Here is a 26,863-nt window from a genome sequence, read left to right as displayed (position 1 = left end):
GAGTTGCAGTTGTTGAAAGATTTCAGGAGAAATTTAGTAAATGCTGACGGGATTCCTCCGTTACAGGAACGCATATGATAGTATGTTAGGTGGTTATAAACGTAAGCGTTAGCTTTCGTCCTATGCAGGATGAAAGCTTTTTTTGTTCCTCGCTTTCTGTGGAAAATGTGGGTAAAAGCATTGGGGACAGGCGATTTTGAAAAAGGGACAGGGGATTTTTAATTTGGGACGGGGAATTTTAAAAAAAACTCCGTCCCCAGAGGAGGTAGCTATGTATAAGAAGGTTTCTACAGACTTGAATTTTGTGGACAGAGAGAAAGCAACTGAGAAGTTCTGGGAAGAAAACCAGATCTTTGAAAAGAGTATGCGTGATCGTGAAGGCAACGAGATGTATATGTTCTATGACGGTCCACCGACTGCCAACGGCAAGCCGCATATCGGCCATGTCCTGACACGTGTTATTAAGGATATGATTCCAAGATATCGTACCATGAAAGGATACGAAGTTCCTCGTAAAGCAGGATGGGACACACACGGTCTTCCAGTTGAGCTTGAGGTTGAGAAGGCACTCGGCCTCGACGGCAAAGATCAGATTGAAGAGTATGGTCTTGAGCCGTTCATCAAAAAATGTAAAGAAAGTGTATGGAAATACAAAGGAATGTGGGAGGACTTCTCCGGTACAGTCGGATTCTGGGCTGACATGGAGAATCCATATGTTACCTATGACAATAACTTTATCGAGTCTGAATGGTGGGCACTGAAACAGATCTGGGATAAAGGGCTTCTTTACAAGGGCTTCAAGATCGTTCCATATTGTCCGCGCTGTGGGACGCCGCTGTCCGCACAGGAAGTTGCGCAGGGATATAAAGATGTAAAAGAACGTTCTGCAATCGTTCGTTTTAAAGTAATCGGTGAGGATGCATATTTCCTTGCATGGACCACCACACCATGGACATTGCCGTCCAACATTGGCCTTTGTGTGAATCCGAATGAAGAGTATGCAAAAGTCAAGGCTGCAGACGGGTACACATATTATATGGCAACCGCCCTTCTGGACACTGTGCTTGGAAAACTTGCAGGAAAAGCAGAAGAAGGGGCAGCAGAGACACCGGCTTATGAGATTCTTGAGACTTATCTTGGAAAAGATCTGGAATACAAGGAATATGAGCCGCTGTATCAGTGTGCATATGACTGTGCAGAAAAACAGCATAAGAAAGCTTTCTTTATTACCTGTGATACTTATGTAACACTGACCGATGGTACCGGTGTTGTACACATCGCACCTGCATTTGGTGAGGACGATGCAAAGGTAGGACGCAAGTATGATATGCCGTTCGTACAGCTGGTGGATGAAAAAGGAAATATGGGAGAGACGACTCCATTTGCCGGATTATTTGTTAAAAAAGCAGATCCGGAGGTATTGAAGGATCTGGAAGCGAGAGGGTTGCTTTTTGAGGCACCGAATTTCGAGCACAGCTATCCACATTGCTGGAGATGTGACACGCCGCTGATTTATTACGCACGCGAGTCCTGGTTTATCAAGATGACGGATGTCAAAGAGGATCTGATCGCCAATAACAATACCATCAACTGGATTCCGGAAAGCATTGGTAAGGGTCGTTTCGGTGACTGGCTGGAAAATGTTCAGGACTGGGGCATCAGCCGTAACCGTTACTGGGGAACTCCGTTAAATATCTGGGAGTGTGAATGTGGACATCAGCACTCGATCGGAAGTATTGAAGAACTGAAATCCATGTCCGACAATTGTCCGGATGACATCGAACTCCATCGTCCGTACATTGACGCGGTTACAATCAAATGTCCGGTCTGCGGCAAGGAGATGCACCGTGTACCGGAAGTAATCGACTGCTGGTTTGACAGTGGTTCCATGCCATTTGCACAGCATCACTATCCATTTGAGAATCAGGAATTATTTGAGAAACAGTTCCCGGCGGACTTTATCTCCGAGGCGGTAGACCAGACGCGAGGATGGTTCTATTCCCTGCTTGCAATCTCTACCCTGATCTTCAATAAAGCACCATATAAGAACGTCATCGTTCTGGGACATGTACAGGATGAAAATGGACAGAAGATGAGTAAGTCCAAGGGAAATGCGGTAGATCCGTTTGATGCGCTGGAAAAATACGGTGCAGATGCGATTCGTTGGTATTTCTATGTCAACAGTGCTCCATGGCTGCCGAATCGTTTCCACGGAAAAGCAGTTACCGAAGGACAGAGAAAGTTCATGGGAACTCTGTGGAATACTTATGCATTCTTTGTATTGTATGCAAATATTGATGAATTTGACGCAACAAAATATGCATTAGAATATGACAAATTATCTGTTATGGATAAATGGCTTCTTTCCAAGCTCAACTCTGCGATCAAGGCAGTGGATAATAACCTTGAAAACTATAAGATTCCAGAGGCAGCAAGAGCGCTTCAGGACTTCGTAGATGATATGAGTAACTGGTATGTAAGAAGAAGTCGTGAACGTTTCTGGGCAAAGGGAATGGAGCAGGATAAGATCAACGCTTATATGACATTGTACACAGCACTGGTTGAGATCAGTAAGGCAGCGGCCCCGATGATTCCGTTTATGACAGAAGATATCTACCAGAATCTGGTAAGGAGCATTGACAAAGATGCTCCGGAGAGTATCCACCTGTGCGATTTCCCGGTGGTAAATGAAGCATATATTGACAAAGAGCTTGAGGCGAATATGGATAATGTCCTGAAGCTGGTTGTAATGGGGCGTGCATGCAGAAATACTGCAAACATCAAGAACCGTCAGCCGATCGGACAGATGTATGTCAAAGCTGATTTTGAGGTTCCGGAGTTCTATCAGGATATTGTAAGAGACGAATTGAACGTAAAATCTGTAACATTTACACAAGAAGTTCGTGATTTTACTTCATATTCTTTTAAACCTCAGCTAAAGACAGTCGGACCAAAATATGGTAAAATGTTAGGCGGTATTAGGGCAGCACTCGCAGAAATCGATGGAAATGCAGCCATGGATGAACTGAATGCGAAAGAAGCACTGATTCTTGAGATCAACGGCCAGGAGGTTGTGTTATCAAGGGAAGATCTGCTGATTGACACTGCGCAGATGCCGGGCTTTGTATCTGAAAATGATAATGGCATTACGGTCGTTCTGGATACCAATCTGTCCGAAGAGCTTCTGGAGGAAGGATTTGTACGTGAGATCATCAGTAAAGTACAGACTATGCGTAAAGAAGCTGGATTTGAAGTGATGGATAAGATTACAGTTACTTATGCCGGAACGGAAAAGGCAGAGAAAATATTTGCCGATAATGCGGATACGGTAGCAGAAGAGACTCTTGCACTGGCCGTAACAAAAGCTGAACCGACCGGTTATGTGAAGGAATGGAAAATCAATGGGGAGAAAGTAATCCTCGGGGTGGAAAAACAATAGTTACAGTACAAACTGAAGCTGGGGGATTACTGCCCGAACCCCACATGTGGAGGGAGATAGGACATGAACAATCCAAGATTTGAAAAAGACACATTTAAAAAAGAAGTAAGAAATAACGTAAAAACCTTGTTCCGTAAAGAAGTAGAAGAAGCCACACCTCAGCAGTTGTTTCAGGCAGTTTCCTATGCCGTAAAAGAAGCAATTATTGATGACTGGCTTGTAACACAGAAGCAGTATGAGAAAGATGATCCAAAGACAGTATATTATATGTCCATGGAATTTTTGATGGGAAGAGCCCTTGGAAATAACCTGATCAATATGACTGCTTATAAGGAAGTAAAAGAAGCGCTGGATGAGATGGGAATTGATCTGAATGCAATTGAGGATCAGGAACCGGATCCGGCACTTGGAAACGGCGGTCTGGGACGTCTGGCCGCATGTTTCCTGGATTCTCTGGCAACACTCGGCTATTCTGCTTACGGATGTGGTATCCGCTATCGTTATGGTATGTTCAAGCAGAAGATCAAAAACGGCTATCAGGTTGAGACACCGGATAACTGGTTGAAATACGGCAACCCGTTTGAGCTTAAGAGACCGGAATACGCAAAAGAAGTCCGTTTTGGCGGAAATATCCGCGTTGAATATGATGAGACAGGAAAGACGCATTTTGTACAGGAGAATTATGAGTCTGTAATGGCAATTCCATATGATTATCCGATCGTAGGTTACAATAATCATGTGGTAAACACTCTGCGCATCTGGGATGCGGAAGCAATTGTGAATTTCCAGCTGGAGTCATTTGACCGCGGAGATTATCACAAGGCGGTAGAGCAGGAAAATCTTGCAAAGAATATTGTAGAAGTTCTGTACCCGAATGATAACCACTATGCCGGAAAAGAACTGAGACTGAAACAGCAGTATTTCTTCGTATCCGCAAGTATTCAGGCAGCGATTGCAAGATATAAGAGAAAACACGATGATATTCATAAACTTCCAGAGAAAGTAACTTTCCAGATGAACGATACACATCCAACGGTAGCAGTTGCAGAATTGATGCGTATCCTTCTGGATGAAGAGAACCTTGGCTGGGATGAAGCATGGGAGATCACCACAAAGACATGTGCATATACAAACCACACGATTATGGCAGAAGCACTGGAAAAATGGCCGATTGATCTGTTCTCAAGACTGCTTCCGCGTATTTATCAGATCATCCAGGAGATCGACCGTCGTTTTGTAAACCAGGTGCGTGCAATGTATCCTGGAAATGAAGAAAAAGTAAAAAGTATGGCAATCCTCAGAGATGGCCAGGTAAAAATGGCACATCTTGCAATCGTAGCAGGCTATTCTGTAAATGGTGTTGCAAGACTTCATACAGAGATTTTGAAAAATCAGGAACTGAAAGACTTCTATCAGATGATGCCTGAGAAGTTTAATAATAAAACAAACGGTATCACACAGAGACGCTTCCTGATGCATGGTAACCCACTTCTTGCGGACTGGGTAACAGAAAAACTCGGAACTGATGAATGGGCAACAGATCTGTCTCTGATGTCCGGTCTGAAGAAGTATGCAGACGATGCTGAGGCTCAGAAAGAGTTTATGAGCATTAAATTCAAGAATAAAGAGCGTCTGGCAAAATATATTCTGGAGCACAATGGTGTAGAGGTTGATCCGAGATCTATATTCGATGTCCAGGTAAAACGTCTCCACGAGTATAAGCGTCAGCTTCTGAATATTCTGCATGTTATGTACCTGTACAATCAGATCAAAGAGCATCCGGAGAAGAATTTCTTCCCGAGAACGTTTATCTTTGGGGCGAAAGCATCTGCAGGTTATATTCGTGCAAAACAGATTATCAAGCTGATCAACTCTGTGGCAGATGTGGTAAATAATGACCGCAGCATTAACGGAAAACTGAAAGTGGTATTTATCGAAGATTATCGTGTGTCCAATGCAGAGTTGATCTTTGCGGCAGCAGATGTCAGTGAGCAGATTTCTACAGCATCCAAAGAAGCATCCGGTACCGGTAATATGAAGTTCATGCTGAATGGTGCACCGACACTTGGAACTATGGACGGAGCAAACGTTGAGATCGTAGAAGAAGTTGGAATGGAAAATGCAATTATCTTCGGACTGAGTTCTGACGAAGTTATCAATTACGAGCAGAATGGTGGATACAATCCATATGATATCTACAATAATGATCCGGATGTACGTCGCGTGGTAGATCAGCTGGTGGATGGAACTTATGCGAATGGAGATACAGAGATGTATCGTGACTTGTATAATTCACTTTTGAATAACAAGGGCGGAAGCCGTGCGGATATGTATTTTATCCTGAAGGATTTCCGTTCATATGCTGAAGCACAGCAGAGAGTGGAGGAAGCTTACAAAGACAAAGACAGATGGGCAAAAATGGCACTCCTTAACACTGCATGCTGTGGAAAATTCTCATCCGACAGAACAATTCGCGAATATGTGGATGATATCTGGCATTTGGAGCCGATTTCTATCAATGAGGCCAAGCCGGAATATTAAAAAGAGAATAAAGTGGAATAAAATAACAAGCCTTTCCATACAGTGTATGGGAGGGCTTTTTTATGCGGCAGAGATTAAAAAAATGGGGTTGTTATGCGATTATTATCGTGCTCCTTCCGTATGTGATTACGGTGTTTTTAAATGGATCAGAGATAGAGGTATCATCGCATGTTGACCAGACCTGTGTGAAGGTGAGAATCTCGAGTGGGGATGAGGAAGAAAATACAGATGAAGAGGAGGAGACAGAGATTGTCAGAATGCCGATCGCGGAGTATTGTATCGGCGTGCTTGCCAGAGAAATTCCGGCCGATTATGAGAAAGAAGCACTCAAAGCACAGGCAATCCTGGTACGGACTGACGTATATAAGAAGATTATAGAATCCGGAAGCAATACAATACTGGAAGAACCGTTCTGGACACAGGAAAAGATGGAACAGGCGTGGGGAACGCAATATTCAAAAAAATATCATAAGCTGGAGCAGATATGGGAAGAAACAGAGGGACAGGTTCTTATGTATAATGAAGAGCTGGCTTATACACCATTTTTTCGGTTGAGTAACGGATGTACCAGAGATGGTGCAGAAGCGCTGGGAAGCGAAGCCTATCCATATCTGAAAATTGTGGATTGCCAGGCGGATATAGAATCCGAAGAACAGATACAGACACTGGTAACAGATGATATGGATGCAGAAGTGACAGCAGTGGACAGCGCAGGATATGTAACCAATGTAAGGGTAGGGCAGGAGAATATAAGCGGAGAGGAATTTCGCAAAAACTATCATCTGCAATCCGGATGCTTTACGCTGCAGCGTTATAATGGAAAAATGAGGATTACGACCCGGGGAATTGGACATGGTATTGGAATGAGTCAGTACAGTGCCAATCGAATGGCAGAAAGTGGGAAAAAATATCAGGAAATATTAAATTATTTTTTTGAAGGAACGGAAATAAAAGAAGTTGCGGAAATATTACTGGAAACAGAATAAGGGCATCACTATCTGGCAAAAATAGAATCAGAGGTGGTGATAACATGAAAGAAAAGAAAAGTCCCTCACAGAAAAAAAGAGGTGCTACCGTCGCGGCAGTATTATGTTTTGTGGCAGCAATCGCAATAGTTGGAACATATACATTCAATGATTATAGGAAAACACAGCAGGATGAACTTGCCAGGGCGGAAGAAACGAATAATACAGATGATAAAGCACAGGAGGAACCTTTACAGGAAGCCAATAACCTGGCAGTCAAAGAAGAAGAAAAAACAACAAAGACAGATACCGAAGAAAAAGATGACTACGAAGGCGGCGAAGGATCAAACGGAGACGTTGAAAGTGGGATACAGACAACTGCAGGGAGCGGTCATAATATTAACTTTAATGAAAGCAGTCAGTTATTGTGGCCGGTAGACGGAACTGTCATTATGAGCTACAGCATGGACAAGACGGTATACTTTTCAACATTGGATCAGTATAAGTATAATCCGGCGATGATTATATCCGGAGCAGAAGGAGATCAGGTAATCTCAGCTGCACCGGGAATCGTTAAATCCATAGACGTGACCGCACAGACCGGTACAACGGTAAATGTTGATCTGGGAAACGGATATGAACTGTTCTATGGTCAGTTGAAGGAAGTGCCGGTAAAAGTGGGAGATTATGTAGAAGCAAAGACTATACTGGGGTACGTGAGTCAGCCGACCAAATACTATAGCGTAGAAGGATGCAATGTATATTTTGAAATGCGTAAAGATGGACAGCCGGTCAATCCGGTGGAGTATATGGAATGATAAAACGGGACGGAGGATTTTTAAAAATCCTCCGTCCCGTTTATAAAATCCCCTGTCCCTATTTAAAAAAAGAGAGAATGAATTTATAATGGGGATTAAGTGGATAAAATAAATGGAGAGGATTGCATCATGAATTACACATACATTTTAAAATGTCAGGACGGGAGTTTTTATACTGGATGGACGAATGATCTTGAGAAAAGGATACAGGCGCATAATGCGGGCAAAGGGGCGAAATATACGAGGAACCGGAGACCGGTGAAGCTGATATACTGGGAAGAATATGAGACAAAAGGAGAGGCAATGAAACGTGAATATGCAATTAAACGTATGAGTCGGCAAGAGAAGGAAAAATTGGTGAAAACGTGTGGATAACTTGTTACTTTAGCGTAGTAAAAACGGGACGGGGAATTTTTAAAAATTCCCCGTCCCGTTTTTACTACGCTAAAGTAACCGGTTTTGTGAACTTGTAATAAAAATGAAAGTGCAAAATTAGGACATTTTACGAAAGTGAAGGAATCTTGTAAAATTTATTGACGCCTCTATCTTAGGATGCTATTATTAGCACATAAAGTAACCGGTAACTTTACCGGTTATTCATCTTGCAGGATCAATAAAGTAATATTATGGAAAGAAAAGGAGGAACCTATGAAGAAAAAATGGTTATTTCTGACAGCAGCGCTTATAACAGCCGGCGTTTTGTGCGGGTGTCAGAAAAAGGAGGTGAATCCCGGTGACGTTGAAGGATATGATGAGGGAGAACAATATCTGTCACTGTGGGTTCACAGTATCGAAGATACTGATGAAGGGCAGGTCTACAAAGAATCTGTGGAAAGTTTTAATGAGAAATATGACGGAAAGTATTTCGCAGACATTGAATTTATTCCGCGAAATGACAGTGGTGGCGGATATTCTGATAAAATAAACGCATCTGTTATGTCAGGAGGTCTGCCGGATGTTCTTACTGTAGACGGGCCGAATGTGGCAGCATATGCGGCAAATGGCATCATCCAGCCACTGGCAGAGCTTACAGAAGAAGAAAAGAGTGTGTATCTGGATTCTATCATAGATCAGGGAACGTATGATGACAAATTGTATGCACTGGGCGTCATGGAATCAAGCGTAGGACTTTATTATAATAAAGATATTCTTGCAGAAGCGGGAATTGAAATTCCTGATGCAGAACACCCATGGACATGGTCAGAGTTTCTGGATATTCTTGAAAAAGTTAAAACAGTTACAGATGACATTGGAGGATATCCGCTGGATATGACATTCCCGGTCGGTGAAGCCAGCATTTACTACTATGCACCGTTTATCTGGTCCAACGGAGGAGACCTGGTGAGTGAAGACGGTCTTACAGTGGATGGATATTTTAATTCAGAGAAATGCAAGGAAACCATGGAATATTTCCAGTCTATTGTTCAGAATGGATATATGTCAGAAACTCCGGTAGATAAATTATTTGAAAGTGGCAGGGCTGCTTTCAAGTTTGACGGAGCCTGGGAGGTCAATACGATATACGAAAACTATCCTGATGTAAATCTTGGAGTAGCACCGTATATTGTTGGCGATGACTGGGCTGGGGAACGCTATACACCAACAGGTTCATGGGCATTTGCGGCCTCCTCAGGTACAGAATGTATTGAAGGGGCTACGGAGCTGGTCAAATGGATGAGTGGTGTGGAGAGTGGAATAAATATCTGGGAGAAAGCCAAGAGTCTTCCGTCTACACACGAGGCATTTGCGCAGATTGATATATTCCAGACGGATGAGAACTACAATGCGTTATATAATCAGTTGAGTGAGTATGGCCATCCGAGGCCAAAGACACCTGTATATCCGCAGGTAAGTACCTGCTTCCAGGAGGTTCTGGAGAGTGTGGCGCTGGGAGGCAAGGATGCACAGTCTGAGCTGGATAAATCTGTAGAAAGGATTAACGCGAAGTTAGAACGTTATACGAGGGAATAATGAAGAAGAAAAATTCAATTATGGGAATGGCATTTTTTGGGCCGGCATTGGTGCTGCTTACGTTATTTCTGTTTCTGCCAATGCTTCTGACCCTGGGATTCAGTTTTACAGATTATTTTGCCCTGAATCCGGAGTTAACGCATTTTGTAGGCCTGGAAAATTATTGTAATATTTTTAAGGATGAACTGTTTGTTAAGTCATTTTTAAATACCGTCAAGTTTGTAATTATTATTGTGCCTCTTCAGTGCGGAGGAGCTTTACTTCTGGCACTGGCTATCAATAAAGCCGCTCATTGCAAGAAGTACTTTAAGGTTGCATTTTTCGTGCCGGTCGTAATGTCACTGGCGGTTGTATCTACCTTATGGCTTCAGATCTACAGCCCGGAGGGAATACTCAATACACTGCTTGGTAAGTTTGGAGTGGATGCACAGCCATTTATTTACAGTGCGAAACAGGCACTTCCATCAATTGCATTCATGAGCGTGTGGCAGGGAGTCGGATATCAGATGATCATCTTCCTCGGAGGCCTTCAGAATATTAATCCTGCATTATATGAGGCTGCAGAGATGGATCATGCAAGCAACTGGCAGAAATTTAAAGACATCACTCTTCCGGAATTGAAACCTCTGTGCGTATTTGTGTTTATTACTGTTACGATCGGAGCATTCCGTATGTTGGTTCAGCCGATGGTAATGACCGGCGGTGGCCCGGATCATTCTACATACACGATCGTATACGACATCTATGAAACAGGCACGGTGAACTGGGAGATGGGACTTGCCTCAACCATGGCAATCGTATTTACAATATTTGTCGTGATTCTGACGATTATCCAGAATGTGCTGACAAAGGATAAGGAGGATGGACATGCTAACAAAAAAGCAAAAAAGAATTAACTGGATTTTAGTGATTATCCTGCTGGGACTGTCCGTGTTTTTCCTTTTTCCAGTCATCTGGATGCTGGCAAATTCTTTTAAACCGGATGCAGCAATCACAGCAGACATGAATTCTATAGCGGCATTTATTCCACCGATGCCGGATGGAAATTTCTTTGACAATTATATTTCAATTATAACAAATACGAATTTTCTGCGATATATGGGAAATACATTGTTATACGCAGCAATTCTGATCGTTCTTGGGATTGTTGTAAATGGACTGGCGGGATATGCTCTTGCAAAGATTGATTTTCCGTTTCGTGATCAGTGGCTTATGGTTATATTGATGCTTCTGATTGTTCCGACAGAGACGGTAATTACCATTCATTTCCTGATTATTGCCAAGGCAGGGCTTTTGAATACAGTACTTGGATATATCCTGCCAATGATCGTGAATCCATTTAATATATTCCTGTTCCGACAGGTATTTGTCAGTCTGCCGGATGATGTATATGAGGCTGCACAGTTAGATTTCTGTGGCCCTGTAAAATACTTTTTTACAATGGTTCTGCCGATGTCAAAGACGGTTGTGGCAACTGTCAGTGTATTTACATTCCTGAATGTATGGAATGACTACCTCTGGCCGTCACTGGTATTTACATCCAGCGATCTTCTGACTGCACAGATCGGACTGAATTCGATTACATCTAATGATAATACAACAATGGGACAGACTCTTGCGGTCATCACATTGATTACAATTCCGGTAATCATCATCTACTCTTTGTTCTCAAAGCAGATTGTAGAAGGAGTTACCTCAACAGGTTCAAAGGAAGGATAAGAGATTATGAGTTTTATAGAGTTTAAAAATATATGTAAAAGATATGCTGGTTCCGATAAAAATACGGTAGATGATTTTAATCTGAATATTGAAGAGAAAGAGTTCATAGCATTTGTAGGACCTTCAGGATGTGGTAAATCTACGACCTTGCGCATGGTTGCAGGATTTGAAGAGATTACAGGCGGGGAACTGTATATTGACGGACAAAAGGTAAATGAAGTGGCTCCAAGAGATCGTGGCATTGCGATGGTGTTCCAGAATTATGCATTGTATCCGCATATGACCGTTGAAAAAAATATTGGGTATGGTCTCAAGAATATGAAAATGCCGGCTGATGAGATTCAGAAGAAGGTAGACTGGGCAATCAATATTCTGGGGCTGGAAGAGTACAGGTTCAGAAAACCGAAAAACCTTTCCGGAGGACAGCGTCAGCGAGTAGCGTTAGGAAGAGCGATTGTTAAGAATCAGAAAGTATTCCTGATGGATGAGCCACTGTCTAATCTGGATGCAAAACTCCGTGTCAGCATGCGTACAGAGATCAGTAAACTGCACAGAGAACTTGGTGCGACAACGATATATGTTACACATGACCAGGTAGAGGCCATGACAATGGCGGACAGAATTGTTATTATGAAAGATGGAGTCATTCAACAGGTAGGAAAGCCGATGGAGCTTTATGACCATCCTGCGAATAAGTTTGTTGCCGGATTTATCGGATCTCCACAGATGAACTTCTTCGACATTGTGTTAGAAGGCAACGTGGCAACATTTGAAGACGGAAGCAAAATGACAGTTCCGGAAGCTGTGATAAAGAAGCTTGACGGAAGACAGGGAGAGATGACGCTTGGAATCCGGGGTGAGGATCTGAAGATGGATGCTCAGAATATGGAACTGTATGGTGAGAATAAGCAGCAGGCTGTAATTACAGATACTGAAGTAATGGGAAATGAGAATAATCTGTATTTTATGTTTGGTGGAAGCCAGGCAGTAGCCAGAGTATCAAAGTATGAGGTCAGCCAGATCGGTGATCAGATAGAATTCGTATTTATGCCTTCAAAAATGCATTTCTTCGATAAAGAAACCGGTGAAAATTATATATAGGAGAATAGAAAATGGTAAAAAAGAATATATTGTTAAATTCAATTGACCGAGTAAAAGTGTTTGTAAATACTGTTTCAAAAATAGATTGTGATATGGATCTCGCTGCGGGAAGATATATAGTTGATGCGAAATCAATCATGGGTATATTCAGCATCGATATATCGAAACCGATTGAACTGCGGATACATGCTTCGGATGAAGAAGCAGAGAAAATTATTGAGAGTCTCAAAGAATATATACAAGAATAACACCTGTATAATGATTCTATCGACGGTAAAATATAGCTGAAACGGAGTTTTGAAGAATGCATAAGATACATATTAAGGCACAGAATAACTGGATCAATGATCCGAACGGCTTCATTTATTATAAAGGAAAATATCATATGTTTTACCAGTGTTTTCCCTATGGACCAAGATGGGGAAGGATGCATTGGGGGCATGCAGTAAGCGAAGATCTGGTGAATTGGGAAGATCTGGGGATTGCATTGTTTCCAAGTAAATGGGATGACAGAAATGGCTGCTTTTCGGGAAGTGCGATAGAGCATAATGGAAAAATGTATCTGTTTTACACGGGAGTCAGATATCTGGAAGAAGATCCGGAGGATGTTAATCTTTGCCTGGATGAACAGTTTGTTTCGGCACAGATGAGAATGATTTCAGAAGACGGGTTACATTTTAATAACATTCAGAATAAAAAAACGGTAATCCCTGTCATAAAAGATACTCTTGACGGTGATCCACGTCATACCCGTGATCCGAAGGTGTGGCGTGAAGAAGATGCATGGTATATGATTCTGGGAAGCACAGAGGATGATAAGCAAGGAAAAGTTTTGTTCTACAGAAGTGAAGACCTCGAGAACTGGACATACGTAAACGCGGCTTCCATGGACAAAGAATTCGGATGGATGTGGGAATGTCCGGATTATTTTGAAGTCAACGGAAGCAAGGTCTTACAGTTTTCACCTATGGGCATTATGAAGGATGGAAAAAGGGAAGAAAATCAGGCAGTCAGTATGCTGGTGGAATTTGACAGGAAGAACTGCAGCATGAAACTACCTGAAGAATATCAGATGTTTGATTATGGTCTTGATCTGTATGCGCCTCAAAGTACAGTGGATGAAGCTGGGCGAAGAGTTGTTATTGCCTGGGCCCGTATGCCGAAAACAGTGGATGAAAGCTGGAATGGAATGTTTTGTGTGCCGAGAGTCGTAGAAGTAAAGAATAACCATATTTATTACAGGGTGCATCCTAATATTCAGAAGACTTATCAGAAAAAGATTCAGGAGGTCAGTGAAGCGATAGAAAACAGATATCGTCTGGTGTTTGAGATGAATGACGGCGATGTGATAGATATCGGTGGTTACCGGATTCATAGAAAGGGTAAACGGATATGTACTGACAGGAGCAGTTTATATAAGGAATTTCCGGATTTTCGGACGGAATTTCAAACTCCGGAACTTCAGGAGGGGTATCATGTAGAAGTTTATGTAGATCCTCATCTGATAGAAGTTTTTGTAAATAATGGTGAGTGTGTGATTACAAATACTGTGTACGGCCTGGAAAAGCAAATACAGAAAGATGCAAAAATGCAGGTGGAAATATATACTACACTTTAGCGCAGTAAAAAAGGGACGGGGAATTTTTAAAAATTCCCCGTCCCTTTTTTACTCCTTTAAAGTACGAAAGCGTACATTACAACGAAATGGCAGGCGCTTCCTGCCATTACAAAGAGATGAAAGATCTCGTGGCTTCCGAAGTATCTGTGTCTGCTGTTAAAGACAGGCAGCTTCAGTGCATAGATGACGCCGCCGACTGTATAGATGATCCCGCCGGCAAGGAGCCAGCCGAAAGCAGCTGGTGACAGAGTATTCAAAAGCTGTGTGAATGCCAGTACGCAGGTCCATCCCATGCCAATGTAGAGTACGGATGAGACCCACTTTGGGCAGTACACCCAGAATGCTTTGATGAGAATGCCTGCTATGGCAAATGCCCACACGATCGTAAGAAGTATGATTCCGATTCTGCCTTTTAAAACCAGCAGGCAGATAGGGGTGTAGCTTCCTGCTATGAGAACACTGATCATCATGTGATCGATCTTTTTGAGAATCGTGTTTACCTTTTTTGATCTGTCAAATGTATGATAGGTTGTACTGGCAGCATATAGCAGGATCAGGCTTGCTGCATAGACTGCTATCGAGATGATATATATCCTGCTGGGTTCATGTGCTGCTTTTATCAGAAGTGGAACGGCGGCAAATATAGCCATCAGCATTCCTATGAAATGTGTAATTGCGCTTCCTGGATCTTTGATGTGTTCTGATAAATTTTCTGCCATAATAATACGCCTCCTAATATTATAATTACAACATGTAGTTTTAAAAACTATATTATCTATACACGTATATTATACCCGAAAGAAGAAAAAAGCAAGCAGATAATTGAATTTTATGTGTTTGTCTTTGAAAACAGAACTGGACTGGTTAAAATATAAATAATTGGCTGTTTTAATAAAACCAAAAGAATGGTAAGATTAGGAACGGTTAATGTAAGAACAGGAGGAAGAGTGAATGAGTACAAATGCGGTAAAATCAGGTAATGTTGCAACGGATGGGCATGTGAAGGCCATGGTGATTACAGCCTTTTTTGCAGCAATTACATTCTTGGGAATTCAGTCTTTTCGGATTCCGCTTCCGGCGGCAATCGGAACGCCATTCGTACACTTTGGTCATATTTTTGTAGTGATGGGTGTTCTGCTCCAGGGAGGAAAACGCGGTGCAGTATCCGGAACGTTAGGGCTGATTATATTTGATATCCTGAATGGATATATGCAGGACGTCCCGCAGGTATTTATTGAGACAGTTGTAAAATGTCTGATCGTAGGAGCTGTTTTCATGATCTTAAAGAGAAAAGCACAGGGAGATCAGAAAAAGGAATACGGCTATGCGGTTATCTGTGCAGTACTTTATGGATGTATGAATGTTGTGATTGAACTGACGATGGGAACGATTCGGATGATGCTTCTTGGCAGTGGACTTGCAGCAGCGTTTGCCGGTTCAGTGGCTTCCATTCCGGCAACTGTGATCAATGCAGTATTTATGATCATTGCGATTGCAGTGCTTTATCAGCCGGTAAAGAGAATCTATAACAGAATTGCTTAGTGAGAAATACGATAACTAAGAAATACGATAACTACTGCATGATTGGAACTGTTTAATTAAGAATGTGTCATAAAAGGTGTCGCTTTTTGGCCTGATCCTATGGGACGGGGAGAAAGCAACACCTTTTATTTTGATCTTTTATTTTGTTTTCTTATCCGAACCCTTGTCTTTTGGTCGGTTCCAGATATACAGGGCAACCAGAATTCCGATTGTGTACAGGATGCTGACCAGGATGGTAGGATTATCTTTTAAAAAATAGATTACAAGGACAACTGCCAGTAACGATATGGCTAACAGAAATGCACTCCAGATTCTTTTTTCGCGGACTTCTTTCGACTTTTGAAGAAGTTCCTGGCGATGCTGTTCCAACCGCAGGTATTCCATCAGGTCCTCATCACTGATTCGCGAGAGAATCAGCTCGTCACGTGACAGTTCAGCCTTTCGGCGGGAGTGAAAATGGAAGAAGCTGCGCTGCTTTTTTTCTTCATTTGCTTTTGTATAGTCTTCTTCTTCAAACAGATCTTCCTCATCCGGCGAAGAAGTATGTTCAACGACAGATGAAGTGGCAGCAGAAGCAGCATCTTTTTTTGCGGTTATATCTTCTTCTACTGCTTTCGGCTGTGCAGGAAGTGCGGATTCATCGGCTTCTGTCTGGGCCTGCGCTTCTGTTTCACTGATGTCTGCCTGGGCCTGCACCGGGGATTCAACGCTGCCTGCTTCGGCAGAGAGTGTGGTCTCATCGGTTTTCACTGCAGTTTCAGTCGCTGGATACAGTAAAACGTTGGATCCGGTTGTAGTTGCTTCTATTTGTTCAGTTGTATTGTTTATTTTGTTTGCTTTTTCAGACATAGAAATCCCTCCGGACATTTTTCTATTATCATAACAGTTCTTAGGAGAAAATACAAGAAATCTGGAAAATGAGGCTTAAAAATGCTAAAATATGATAGCGGCGTCAGCCTGACCGCTGGAAGGCCGTCAGTAACAACAAGTGGAGAAACAAGTCCGCCATCAGATCAATAAAATAACCAATAGATTACAGGAGAAATATATGCATCTGCAACATGAAATCCCGGAGGGGTTCTGGGGGCTTTTCCGGTCCATAAACCGGGAGATATATATCGAAGCACTTTTATGTATTAATGAAGAATATCAATACAGCAATTATTTTCTGACGAAAGAAGTGTGTGTTCAGGTCTTAAGTGATATGAATGCAAGAAAAAGATTTGAGCTTCAGCGAGAGGAAAATGATACAGAATTCGATATGCTGGAAACACCGGCATCTCGGATTCTGAACTGGCTTTTAAAGACAGGATGGTTGAAAAAGATAGAGGATTACCGGACTCTGGTGACCCATATTGTGATTCCGGATTATGCGGCAATATTTATTGACGCATTTGAACGTCTGAATTCGGAGGATATGGAGGAGACGAATATCTATATTCAGAATGTGTATGCAACCCTGTTTTCATTTCGTAATGATCCAAGGGCAAATCTGAGTATGCTTCGGACGGCGCTTGTCAATACCAGAAGGCTGAACAAGGCACTTCAGGATATGCTTCACAATATGGACCGCTTTTTTTCGAAGCTGCTGGAGCAGAAGTTTTACGGCGATCTTCTGAAGGAACATCTGGATGGTTACGTCGAAGAAGTGGTCAGGAAAAAGTACCATATTCTGAAGACATCGGACAATTTTTACAGATACAAAAATGATATCAAACAATGTCTGAAAGAGATCCGCGATGATGAAATGTGGATTGAAAAGGTGCGTGCAAGATCAAGAGCGATGGGAGATACCGGAGATGATGTGCTGGATCTTCTGGATCTGATCGAGAGGGGCTTTGACGATATCGAGCACCGGATCGCGAATATGGACAGTGAGCATACGAAGTATGTAAGAGCAACGGTAACAAGGATGAATTATCTTCTGAGCGGAGAGACTGATACAAAAGGACTGGTGGTACAGCTACTGAACCGGATGGCGGCATCTCCGGAAAAAACAGACGACATGATCCGGACAGTCGGAACGAGGATGAATCTGTCACTGCTTGAGATTGTATCGGATAAATCATTATATAAACGGAAAAAACCAAGAAAAGATTTTATCAGTCAGATGCTTCCGGATGAAAAGACGGAGGATCTTAACAGAGAGGACGTGCTGAAGCTGAATCGGATTCAGGTCCGTTACACGAAAAAGCAGATTGAGGAGTTTATCGAAACTCACATGCGGGACGAAGTCATGGACGCGGCAAAGCTTGAGATTACCGGGGAAGAAGACTTTGAAAAACTGATTCTGGCATATGACTACAGCACCCGTAAGAACAGTCGTTACATGCTGCTGGAAGAGGAACCTGAGATGGTGGAGAACGATGGCTATCGGTATCCGGCCTTAAAGTTTGTAAGAAGAAGTCTGTAGAGGACCGGCAGAAGGAGGAAAGGCTATGATAGAGTATTACGAACAGCTGTCACAGGAAGAAAAAGAGGAGATTACGGAGGTTGTACAGACCCTGTATCGACAGACATTTCTTCTGGAAAGAAAGTATGATAAACGGTCCGGAAGGATGCAGTATACAAAAGAATACCGGATCTGCAGCAAGCATCTGGAATTCCTGAAATGCTATTTTGCGATTGCAGGGATCCAGTTAAGGGAAAATATACATATGGGTGTTATCTATATTCAGGGAGAGATGCTGTGGGGAGAAAAACTGCCGCGTCTTGCGACCATATATCTGCTGGTGCTGAAGCTGATCTATGATGAGCAGATGCAGGCGGTATCTTCCAGTAGTCATGTAGTTACCACTCTGGGAGCGATCAATCAGAAGGCAGGAGAGTTCCGTGTGCTGCGGGGGATTCCTTCTCCGACAGAGATGCGCCGGACCATTGCGCTTCTGAAAAAACACCAGATTATAGAGCCACTGGATATACTGGAAGAGCTAAATGAGGAAACAAGACTTGTAATCTATCCGTGTATCCATGCAGTGCTGATGGCAGATGACATCAGAGAACTGCTGGCAACATTCAGTGAGGAGGAACAAAATGGAGACGAAACAGCCGTTCAAGGCGCTATCGAAGATATGTCTGAATAACTGGCATTATATAGATAAGAAGATACTGACGATGAATGAAGGAATCAACTTTTTTACCGGACATTCCGGGAGCGGAAAGTCGACGGTCATCGACGCGATCCAGATTATACTGTATGCCAATACCGACGGAAGAGGATTCTTTAACAAGGCTGCTGCAGATGATTCGGACCGTACTTTGATCGAGTACTTGCGCGGCATGGTCAATATCAGTGACAACAATGAAGCACAGTACCTGCGAAATCGTAATTTTTCCAGTACGATCGTACTGGAACTGGAGCAGACCAATACGAAGGATAAGCAGTGTGTCGGAGTCGTATTTGATGTGGAAACAGCAACGAATGATATCAGCAGACTTTTCTTCTGGCATACAGGAGGGCTTCTTGAGAATCAGTACCGGACACAGTCAAGGTGTCTTACGACGATGGAACTGCGGGAATATCTGCAGCGGACATTTTCGCCGGAACAGTATTACTGCGGACCAAGCAATGAACGGTTCCGCAGACAATTATACGACATTTATCTGGGCGGACTGGATATGGAAAAGTTTCCGAAGCTGTTCAAACGTGCGATATCATTTCGAATGAATATCAAGCTGGAGGAATTTGTAAAAGAATATATCTGTATGGAACAGGATATTCATATTGAAGACCTGCAGGAAAGTGTAATGCAGTATGGAAGAATGCGCGGTAAGATCGAGGAGACACTGGAGGAGATCCGAAGACTCCGGCAGATTCAGGAAGCATATCAGGCCTATGAGAAAAAGCATGAAGAGGCACAGATGTGTACATACCAGATTGACCGTCTGGAGATGATGCAGCAGGAGGGAAAGAGCCAGGAATGTCGTGATAAGATTCAGGTCCGCCGGGAAGCAATCGAAAAACTGGAAGAAAAGCAGGGGACACTGGAACAGGAGCAGCAGGAACTTCAGAAGGAATACGAAGAGATCATACTCCGGATTGCCGACAGCGGATATGCGCGTATGGAGGCGGATCTGATATCGTTAAATGAAGTTCTGGAACGTCTGAATACAAGCAAAGTGCGCTGGAAGCAGACGGCAGATCGGCTGAAAGAGTGGACGATACTGGATATGACTCCGAACCAGGTGCTCTGGGATATTGATCGATTTATACAGGGGAAGATTACGGAAGAAGAATTGAAGCGCTTAAGTGAAGGCCTGCAGGATCTGCAGGAAGAGCTGGAAGAACAGAGGCAGGAAGCGGATGCGGTACTTCGGCGAATCAAAAAAGAAGAAAAAGAAGCCAGAGAGGAACTGAAGGCGTTAAAGCAGGGAAAGAAGGCATATCCGCGGGAACTGGAAGAGGCAAGATATGAAATTCGCAACCGCCTGCATGAAAGATGTGGAAAGTTTGTGAATGTCCAGATCCTTGCAGACCTTCTGGATATCCGGGATGAACGCTGGCATAATGCGGTCGAGGGATACATGGGAAGCAACAAGCTGCTTTTGATCGTGGATCCGGCTTATTCAAAGGAAGCACTGGATATCTATCATGGTATGGATAAGAAGAAGTTTTCGCGTGCAGCAGTGCTGGATACGGAAAAGCTTATGAAGGAGCCGCATGTCGCCCAGGCGGGGTCGCTTGCGGAGGAGGTAACGGCAAAAGAGCCGCATGTGCGGGCTTATATTGATTTCTTCCTGGGAAATGTAAAAAAATGCGAGAATGTGGAGGAACTTCGGGACTGCAGAATTGGCGTCACACCAGACTGCATGCTGTATCACAGTTATCGCCTCCAGCATATCAATCCGGAGCATTATACCAGAAGGGCCTATATTGGAGAGACGAGTATGCGTCAGCGGATCCGTAAGCTGGAGGAACGCTGTGAGAAACTGCAGAAAGAACGGCTCCCGATTCAGGAACAGCTGGAAGAGATCCGGCAGACCATGCAGTTTGAGATGCTGAATCAGCCGACGGAAGATTATATGCGCTGGTTTGCAGATATCAAAACGGTCACTGAAAAAGAGAAGAAAAAGGCCGGAATGATCGAACAGATGCAAAAGATGAAGGAAGAGTCGGTAGATGCCTGGGAGGAGAAAAAGATTCAGGTGCAGAAAGCGCAGAATACCGGAAAAGAACAGCTTGGAGAGATACAGAAGGCGATCTGGGAACATCGAAAAGAAATGGAAAAACTGACGGAAGAGCTTCTTGCAGCAGAAACAGAATGGAAAGAAGGAAGTCAGAAGGTGAAGAGCCGGATGTTCTGCGAAGATGGAGAGCAACTGTCTGATTACGAGAATGTTTTCCGGGAGTACCTTGCCACGAAAAAATCCACGAATTATGAGTATCTGAAGCGGCAGAAGATTGCTGAAAGTTATCGGCTGAAAGAAGAAGAAGAAGGTGCTTACCAGAAATTGGTGGAAGAAAGAAGCGGCTATATACGCAGCTATCCAAATCGGACATTTTCCACATCGGCAAGAGAGAACACCATGTACGAACAGCTACTGGAGGAACTGCAGTGCGATAATCTTGAGGCTTACCGGGAGTCTGCAAAAGAACAGGCACGGCAGGCGGTGGAGCATTTTAAGGACGACTTTATCTTTAAGATTCGCAGTGCGATTCTGGAAGCATACCAGAGACGGGATGAACTGAACCGGATCATCAGTCGGCTGGACTTCGGAAAAGACAAATATCAGTTTGTGATTACGAAAAACAAAGGTGCAGATGGAAGATATTACAAAATGTTCATGGATGATGCACTGCAGATTCAGCCGTCGATGCTGGAAGATACGATGGAGAATCAGATGGATCTCTTTACGATGGAGCATGAGAATCAGTACGGTGAGATGATGAATGAACTGATCAACATCTTTATCCCGCCGGAGCATGCAACCAAGGAAGAGCTGGACGAGGCGAAAAAGAATATGGATAAGTATGCGGATTACCGGACCTATCTGTCCTTTGATATGCAGCAGATCGTGCATGGGGAAAAGGACATGACCATAGGCTTAAGCCGGATGATCAAGAAGAATTCCGGAGGAGAGGGACAGAATCCGTTATACGTAGCACTGCTGGCAAGCTTTGCGCAGATCTACCGGATCAGTCAGTCTCCGAAGATGCGGCGGGTGCCAACGCTTCGGCTGGTGGTTCTGGACGAGGCATTCTCCAAGATGGATGCGGAAAAGGTGGCAAGCTGTATCTCTTTGATCCGGGGACTTGGATTTCAGGCGATCATCAGTGCAACCAATGATAAGATACAGAACTATCTGGAAAATGTAGACAAGACATTTGTATATGCCAATCCGAATAAAAGGCATATATCTATTCAGGAATTTGAAAAATCGGAATTTGGAGAACTGGACAATGAAGGTGAATCGGAGCTATTATAGATGGTTCCGTTCAAGGATATGCCGGCGGAAGAAGAGATGCTGATTGGGGCCAGGGAATATTCGATATTATAAGTATAAAACCGGTGAACTCAGAGCGGATGGAAAGTAAGGAAATGTAAATGATCTTTGCAGTTTGAAATATGCAGACCCGATTTTCGGATTAGTGCTGAGGAAGTCAGTATCCTGCAGGGGAGAAAGGATATAAATAGTGCGGTAAAAGAAAAAGTTCAGAAAATATAGTTGGTGATGATAGACGGAGGCATGATTATGAAATTAACAATATTAGGTACAGGCAATGCAGCGGTTTCGGAGTGTTATAATACATGTTTTGCAATTTCGGAAGGAAACCGGCATTTTCTCGTTGACGCAGGTGGCGGTAACCGGATTCTGAAGGTTTTAAAAGATACAGATATTGATCTGAAAGATATTCATGATATCTTTGTGACCCATGAGCATGTAGATCATGTGCTGGGGGTTATCTGGCTGATTCGAATGATCGGGCAGCGGATGAACCAGGGAAAATATGAAGGGGAACTGCGTATTTATTGTCACGGGCAGCTTGCGGAGAAGATTCAGGCGATTGCCAATATGACGATTCAGCAGAAGGTGTGCAGGCATATGGGCGAGAGAATTCGATTTGATGTGGTGAAAAGTGGAGATTTCCGCATGATCCTGGGGTGTCCTGTAACGTTTTTTGATATCGCATCTACAAAGGCAAAGCAGTTTGGATTCACCATGCAGCTTTTGGATGGAAGAAAGTTTACCTGCGTGGGTGACGAGCCGTACAATGAGGTGAATTACGAATATGTAAAAGACAGCGACTGGCTGCTTCATGAGGCATTCTGCCTGTTTGATGAGGCAGACAAGTTTAAGCCTTATGAGAAGCATCACAGCACAGTAAAAGAAGCCTGCCAGCTGGCTGAAGAACTGAAGGTATCGAATCTTCTTCTGTATCACACGGAGGAAACGCATCTGGCAGAACGTAAACGGTTATACACGGAGGAAGGAAAGCAATACTATCATGGTAATCTGTATGTGCCGGATGATTTGGAAATATTTGAAATATAAAGGTAAGCCCATAGATAAAATGTTTCTGTGAAAATTCTCACTGCTACTACAGTGAACGACCTGAAATTTTCCAAATACGGACGAAAAAGTGCAAGACCAATTGACATCAGATTCCTGATAACCGATGGTATATTCATATACAATGTATCGTGTTAGCTGATATTCTCACGGGGGTTGGGCAATTTCGGAGAATGCGAAAATGCCCTCTGATCCGCGTAAGAAGACAAATAGAATGAGTCAGAGGTGAACATCATGCCAAAATCAAAATGGAATTTGAACACCATTTACATATCCGAACGGCTGCAGGAGAGCCTGCGGCCCATCTCTCGTTCTGCCATGACTACCGTTGTTGCGCCCATGGGCTATGGCAAGACTCTACGGCGGTGAGCTGCGCTGGTTCTGGCCTGCTATATTGGACGAACTGCTATTTTTATTGCTGCGGTACGAAATCAACCTCCTGCCCGATAATCAAAGCATATATAACTCGAACGATTCGTAGTGGTTGTCCATCAAAGTCAGCAGCCGGTCGTATAGGTATTAGATGCAGATCAATGTAAAACCGGTAACATATCGTCAGTTTGCATGGCTGCTACAGCAGGATGGAATTGCAAAATAAATCCGGCTGTGTTATAAAGGAGTTGTTACTAGGCAACAGCTCCTTTTTGTAACTATACGTATGAAGCGGACTGTTTATGTTGGATGCCGCAGAAAGTTATAGATGGAGTATAGGAAAAGTTGAGGAGAAAATATCTGAAATGAATAGGAAAAACGTAGCTTTTTGTTTATTAATTGCTGCAATATGTATGACACTTAGTGCCTGCAGTTCTAAAGAAGCAGATGATACAGGGAAATCGGAAGAAGCGCAGACTGTGATAGATTCGACGGATAAGGAAACGAAGAGAAGTACCTCTTCCGGGTTTCCGAAAGTAATTCCGGAATTTTCCACGATCGATCTTCAGGGCAATGTTGTTGCAAATGATGTGTTTTCGAAGACAGATCTGACGGTTGTAAATTTCTGGGCAACTTATTGCAGCCCATGTATCAGTGAATTACCGGAGTTGGGAGAATGGGCGGAAGAGATGCCGGATAATGTTCAGATCATAGGTATTGTTGTGGATGTGGAGTCAGAAGAGTCGGATCAATATGCGTTAGCGTGCCAGCTTGCAGAGCAGACTGGTGCGAGATATCAGAATCTGGTGGCAGTCGGAGAATTTGATGATATCATCTATGAGCTGATCGGCGTTCCGACAACATTTTTTGTAGACAAGGACGGCAATATCGTCGGAGATCCGATCGTTGGAGCGGATGTGGATGGATATAAAACATTTGTAGAGGAGTATATGAATGAATAACAACAGGAGACAGATCTTACGGGTCTTGCAGATATTTATTCTGGTGGCAGCGTTTGGAATGCTTTCATATGGAATATACCGGGGAGAAGTCTCCATGGTTCTGAATAAAGCAGTCAATATCTGCCTGGAATGTATCGGATTGGGATAAGAGCAGTTAGAGGTAAATGGATGAAAATACATCAGGAAGTAAGAAGAAAAATAATTCAGATTGCAGCGTTTGGTTATTCCAACACTTATCTTGGTAATTTTATCAGTGGCAGGATATACAAAGGAGAGTGGAAACAGTTCTGTAATCCGGGAATGAATTGTTATTCCTGTCCGGCAGCGCGCCTGTCCTGTCCGATCGGTGCCATGCAGGCAGTGAGTGGATCGATACAGTTTCGGTTCAGCTTTTATGTAGTGGGATTTGTATTGGCGCTGGGAGTGATATTCGGGAGAGCCATCTGCGGATTCATCTGTCCATTTGGCCTGATTCAAGAGTTGATCTATAAGCTCCCTTTTCCAAAGAAAAAGCTGAGGAAAGAATTTACTTACGTAAAATACCTGATGCTTCTGGTATTTGTCCTGATACTTCCGGTTGTATGTACAAATGCAGTTGGGATGGGAGATCCTGCTTTCTGTGAATACATCTGTCCGGTAGGAACACTGGAAGGCGGGATTCCGCTTCTTGGAACGCATCCGGAATTACGCAGTATGCTGGGGACATTATTTTCATTTAAAATGTGCATATTGATTGCAACATTGATCGGGTGTCTGATGGTCTGTCGGTTTTTCTGTAAAGTAATGTGCCCGTTGGGAGCAATCTATGGGTTATTGAATAAAGTCAGTCTGTATCATATGGTAATCGACAAAGACCGGTGCATTTCCTGTGGGATGTGCAGCGCAAATTGTCCAATGGATGTAGATCCGGTTAAAAATCCAAATTCTGCAGAATGCATCCGCTGCGGGAAATGTACGGAACAATGTCCCGGGCAGGTATTGGAGATTCGATTTAAAAAGCGGCAATAGGAACTTACAGAACCATTGCCGCTTTTTAATTGTATAAAATAAACGAATTTTACAGATATTTTAGCAAGTTTTCTTTCGTGTTTAATGAAGGATCTTCAATGACAATATCCAGCAGCTGATTCAGCTTCTCACCAAGTTCCTTTCCCGGAGCTATTCCGGCAGCAATCAGATCCCTGCCTGTGACAGCAAGATCCTTTAACGAGACACACTGACCTGCAGAAACAATGTCGTCATATATTTTTTCAATATCATTCAGATTATTTATCTTCTCATCCCTCAGGTACATACTTTGCGCCATAACGTCTGCACGCCTTACTTCCATATAGTAAGGAAATAGATCTTCGCCGATGGTGTTCATAGCACGCCGCACATTCCTGGCAGTTGCCGGCATCCGATAATCATGATAGAATACCAGCTTCGTAACTTTGTTCAAAGTATCATTGTCAAATTTCAGCCTCTTTAATACTGTCTTTGCAATACGTTCACTTTCGACTGCGTGCTTTTTAAAATGTGCCGTTCCTTTTTCGTCTATGGTCTTTAACGCAGGCTTACCCATATCATGCAGAAGCATCGTTAGCCTGAGAACCTTGTCTGATCGGACATTCATCATCGCATGCAGTGTATGCTCCCCTACCGTGTACATATGATGCGGCGTTTCCTGGGAAGTACACATAATACGATCAAATTCCGGGAGAAATACCTGCGTAAGCCCAAGTTCGTATGCCTCCCGGAGCAGTTCCGGCCTGTCAGAAGTGATCATCTTAATCAGTTCTACCTGGATGCGTTCTGCGCTGATATTCTGTAATGTAGGAGCCAGTTCGCTCATTCCCTGGCGGGTTTTTTCTTCAATCTGAAAACCTAATTGTGCGGCGAATCGGATTCCGCGCAGGATTCGCAGGGCATCTTCAGAAAAACGTTCTCTGGCATTTCCTACACAACGAAGTGTCTTTGCATTCAAATCGTCAAGACCGCCAAAAATGTCAACAAGCCCGTCTTTTTCGTTATAAGCCATTGCATTAATTGTAAAATCACGTCTCAGTAAGTCCTCCTGCAGATTCCGGGTAAAAGTAACCTCGCTTGGATGGCGGCTGTCTTCATATTTCCCGTCAATTCGATAAGTTGTGACCTCGTAACCCTCTCTGCCAAGAAGAACGGTAATAGTACCGTGCTCAATACCAGTGTCAAACGTCTTGTCAAACAGTGCTTTCGTTTCTTCGGGCATGGCTGAGGTGGTGATGTCCCAGTCACCGGGAGTCCGCCCGAGAATAGAATCACGGACACAGCCACCAACCTGT

22 protein-coding genes are annotated in these 26,863 nt (G+C 43.3%); 19 read left to right on the top strand and 3 right to left on the bottom strand.

Annotation, left to right across the window (positions count from 1 at the left end; genetic code table 11):
- Positions 1-271: 271 nt before the first annotated feature.
- The 11 genes from ileS to JQM82_RS03470 all read left to right on the top strand — a co-directional run bounded on the left by ileS (position 272) and on the right by JQM82_RS03470 (position 14,172).
- The gene (ileS, locus tag JQM82_RS03520) at positions 272-3,439 is read left to right on the top strand and encodes an isoleucine--tRNA ligase (protein WP_235248640.1); all 3,168 of its coding nucleotides are present in this window, start codon (positions 272-274) and stop codon (positions 3,437-3,439) included.
- Positions 3,440-3,502: 63 nt separating this feature from the next.
- The gene (locus tag JQM82_RS03515) at positions 3,503-5,980 is read left to right on the top strand and encodes a glycogen/starch/alpha-glucan phosphorylase (RefSeq protein WP_235248639.1); all 2,478 of its coding nucleotides are present in this window, start codon (positions 3,503-3,505) and stop codon (positions 5,978-5,980) included.
- A 62-nt stretch (positions 5,981-6,042) separates the two neighbouring features.
- On the top strand, positions 6,043-6,966 hold the full coding sequence (locus tag JQM82_RS03510; RefSeq protein ID WP_235248638.1) for a SpoIID/LytB domain-containing protein: 924 nt from the start codon (positions 6,043-6,045) through the stop codon (positions 6,964-6,966).
- A 44-nt stretch (positions 6,967-7,010) separates the two neighbouring features.
- Complete coding sequence (locus JQM82_RS03505; protein ID WP_235248636.1) at positions 7,011-7,763, top strand: murein hydrolase activator EnvC family protein; 753 nt, start codon at positions 7,011-7,013, stop codon at positions 7,761-7,763.
- 129 nt (positions 7,764-7,892) lie between these two features.
- Positions 7,893-8,138, top strand: coding sequence for a GIY-YIG nuclease family protein (locus tag JQM82_RS03500; RefSeq protein WP_235248635.1), 246 nt, complete (start codon positions 7,893-7,895; stop codon positions 8,136-8,138).
- A gap of 273 nt (positions 8,139-8,411) precedes the next feature.
- On the top strand, positions 8,412-9,734 hold the full coding sequence (locus JQM82_RS03495) for an ABC transporter substrate-binding protein (RefSeq protein WP_235248633.1): 1,323 nt from the start codon (positions 8,412-8,414) through the stop codon (positions 9,732-9,734).
- A complete protein-coding gene (locus JQM82_RS03490; RefSeq protein ID WP_235248632.1) occupies positions 9,734-10,630 on the top strand; it encodes a carbohydrate ABC transporter permease in 897 nt (298 codons plus the stop codon). Before JQM82_RS03495 ends, JQM82_RS03490 begins: the two co-directional genes overlap by 1 nt.
- A complete protein-coding gene (locus tag JQM82_RS03485; protein WP_235248631.1) occupies positions 10,602-11,453 on the top strand; it encodes a carbohydrate ABC transporter permease in 852 nt (283 codons plus the stop codon). Before JQM82_RS03490 ends, JQM82_RS03485 begins: the two co-directional genes overlap by 29 nt.
- A gap of 6 nt (positions 11,454-11,459) precedes the next feature.
- Positions 11,460-12,554, top strand: coding sequence for an ABC transporter ATP-binding protein (locus tag JQM82_RS03480; RefSeq protein WP_235248630.1), 1,095 nt, complete (start codon positions 11,460-11,462; stop codon positions 12,552-12,554).
- A gap of 11 nt (positions 12,555-12,565) precedes the next feature.
- On the top strand, positions 12,566-12,802 hold the full coding sequence (locus JQM82_RS03475) for an HPr family phosphocarrier protein (RefSeq protein ID WP_235248629.1): 237 nt from the start codon (positions 12,566-12,568) through the stop codon (positions 12,800-12,802).
- Positions 12,803-12,858: 56 nt separating this feature from the next.
- Positions 12,859-14,172: a glycoside hydrolase family 32 protein gene (locus JQM82_RS03470; protein ID WP_235248628.1), complete on the top strand. Its 1,314-nt coding sequence runs from the start codon at positions 12,859-12,861 to the stop codon at positions 14,170-14,172.
- Positions 14,173-14,228: 56 nt separating this feature from the next.
- Here the strand turns inward: JQM82_RS03470 and trhA are convergent, their stop codons facing one another.
- Positions 14,229-14,891: a PAQR family membrane homeostasis protein TrhA gene (trhA, locus tag JQM82_RS03465; RefSeq protein ID WP_235248627.1), complete on the bottom strand. Its 663-nt coding sequence runs from the start codon at positions 14,889-14,891 to the stop codon at positions 14,229-14,231.
- Positions 14,892-15,123: 232 nt separating this feature from the next.
- Here trhA and JQM82_RS03460 point away from each other — a divergent pair, with 232 nt between their 5' ends.
- Positions 15,124-15,714, top strand: a complete 591-nt coding sequence (locus JQM82_RS03460) for an ECF transporter S component (protein WP_235248625.1) — start codon at positions 15,124-15,126, stop codon at positions 15,712-15,714.
- Positions 15,715-15,852: 138 nt separating this feature from the next.
- On the opposite strand, the gene JQM82_RS03455 is transcribed toward JQM82_RS03460, so the two are convergent.
- Positions 15,853-16,563 (bottom strand): hypothetical protein, encoded by a 711-nt coding sequence (locus JQM82_RS03455; RefSeq protein WP_235248624.1) that lies wholly within the window; start codon positions 16,561-16,563, stop codon positions 15,853-15,855.
- Between the two features lie 199 nt (positions 16,564-16,762).
- Here JQM82_RS03455 and JQM82_RS03450 point away from each other — a divergent pair, with 199 nt between their 5' ends.
- The 7 genes from JQM82_RS03450 to JQM82_RS03420 all read left to right on the top strand — a co-directional run bounded on the left by JQM82_RS03450 (position 16,763) and on the right by JQM82_RS03420 (position 25,568).
- Complete coding sequence (locus tag JQM82_RS03450; RefSeq protein ID WP_235248623.1) at positions 16,763-18,127, top strand: Wadjet anti-phage system protein JetA family protein; 1,365 nt, start codon at positions 16,763-16,765, stop codon at positions 18,125-18,127.
- 25 nt (positions 18,128-18,152) lie between these two features.
- On the top strand, positions 18,153-18,797 hold the full coding sequence (locus JQM82_RS03445) for a DUF4194 domain-containing protein (RefSeq protein ID WP_235248622.1): 645 nt from the start codon (positions 18,153-18,155) through the stop codon (positions 18,795-18,797).
- On the top strand, positions 18,748-22,140 hold the full coding sequence (locus JQM82_RS03440; protein WP_235248621.1) for an ATP-binding protein: 3,393 nt from the start codon (positions 18,748-18,750) through the stop codon (positions 22,138-22,140). The genes JQM82_RS03445 and JQM82_RS03440 overlap by 50 nt, the downstream gene beginning before the upstream one ends.
- Before the next feature lie 267 nt (positions 22,141-22,407).
- Positions 22,408-23,208 carry an MBL fold metallo-hydrolase gene (locus tag JQM82_RS03435; protein WP_235248620.1) on the top strand — a complete coding sequence of 267 codons (801 nt, stop codon included), beginning with the start codon at positions 22,408-22,410 and terminating at the stop codon, positions 23,206-23,208.
- Positions 23,209-23,963: 755 nt separating this feature from the next.
- A complete protein-coding gene (locus JQM82_RS03430) occupies positions 23,964-24,560 on the top strand; it encodes a TlpA family protein disulfide reductase (protein WP_235248619.1) in 597 nt (198 codons plus the stop codon).
- The gene (locus JQM82_RS03425) at positions 24,553-24,708 is read left to right on the top strand and encodes a CD1871A family CXXC motif-containing protein (protein WP_235248618.1); all 156 of its coding nucleotides are present in this window, start codon (positions 24,553-24,555) and stop codon (positions 24,706-24,708) included. Before JQM82_RS03430 ends, JQM82_RS03425 begins: the two co-directional genes overlap by 8 nt.
- A gap of 20 nt (positions 24,709-24,728) precedes the next feature.
- Positions 24,729-25,568, top strand: coding sequence for a 4Fe-4S binding protein (locus JQM82_RS03420; RefSeq protein ID WP_235248617.1), 840 nt, complete (start codon positions 24,729-24,731; stop codon positions 25,566-25,568).
- Positions 25,569-25,617: 49 nt separating this feature from the next.
- Here JQM82_RS03420 and JQM82_RS03415 read toward each other — a convergent pair.
- On the bottom strand, positions 25,618-26,863 hold a 1,246-nt coding region (locus JQM82_RS03415; protein ID WP_235248616.1), incomplete at its 5' end, for a CCA tRNA nucleotidyltransferase.

This window comes from Faecalicatena contorta, from assembly GCF_021531995.1.
Classification (GTDB): Bacteria; Bacillota; Clostridia; order Lachnospirales; family Lachnospiraceae; genus Dorea_A; species Dorea_A contorta_A.
Note: the sequence above shows the minus strand (reverse complement) of the source record. Positions and strands in the feature narration are given on the sequence as shown.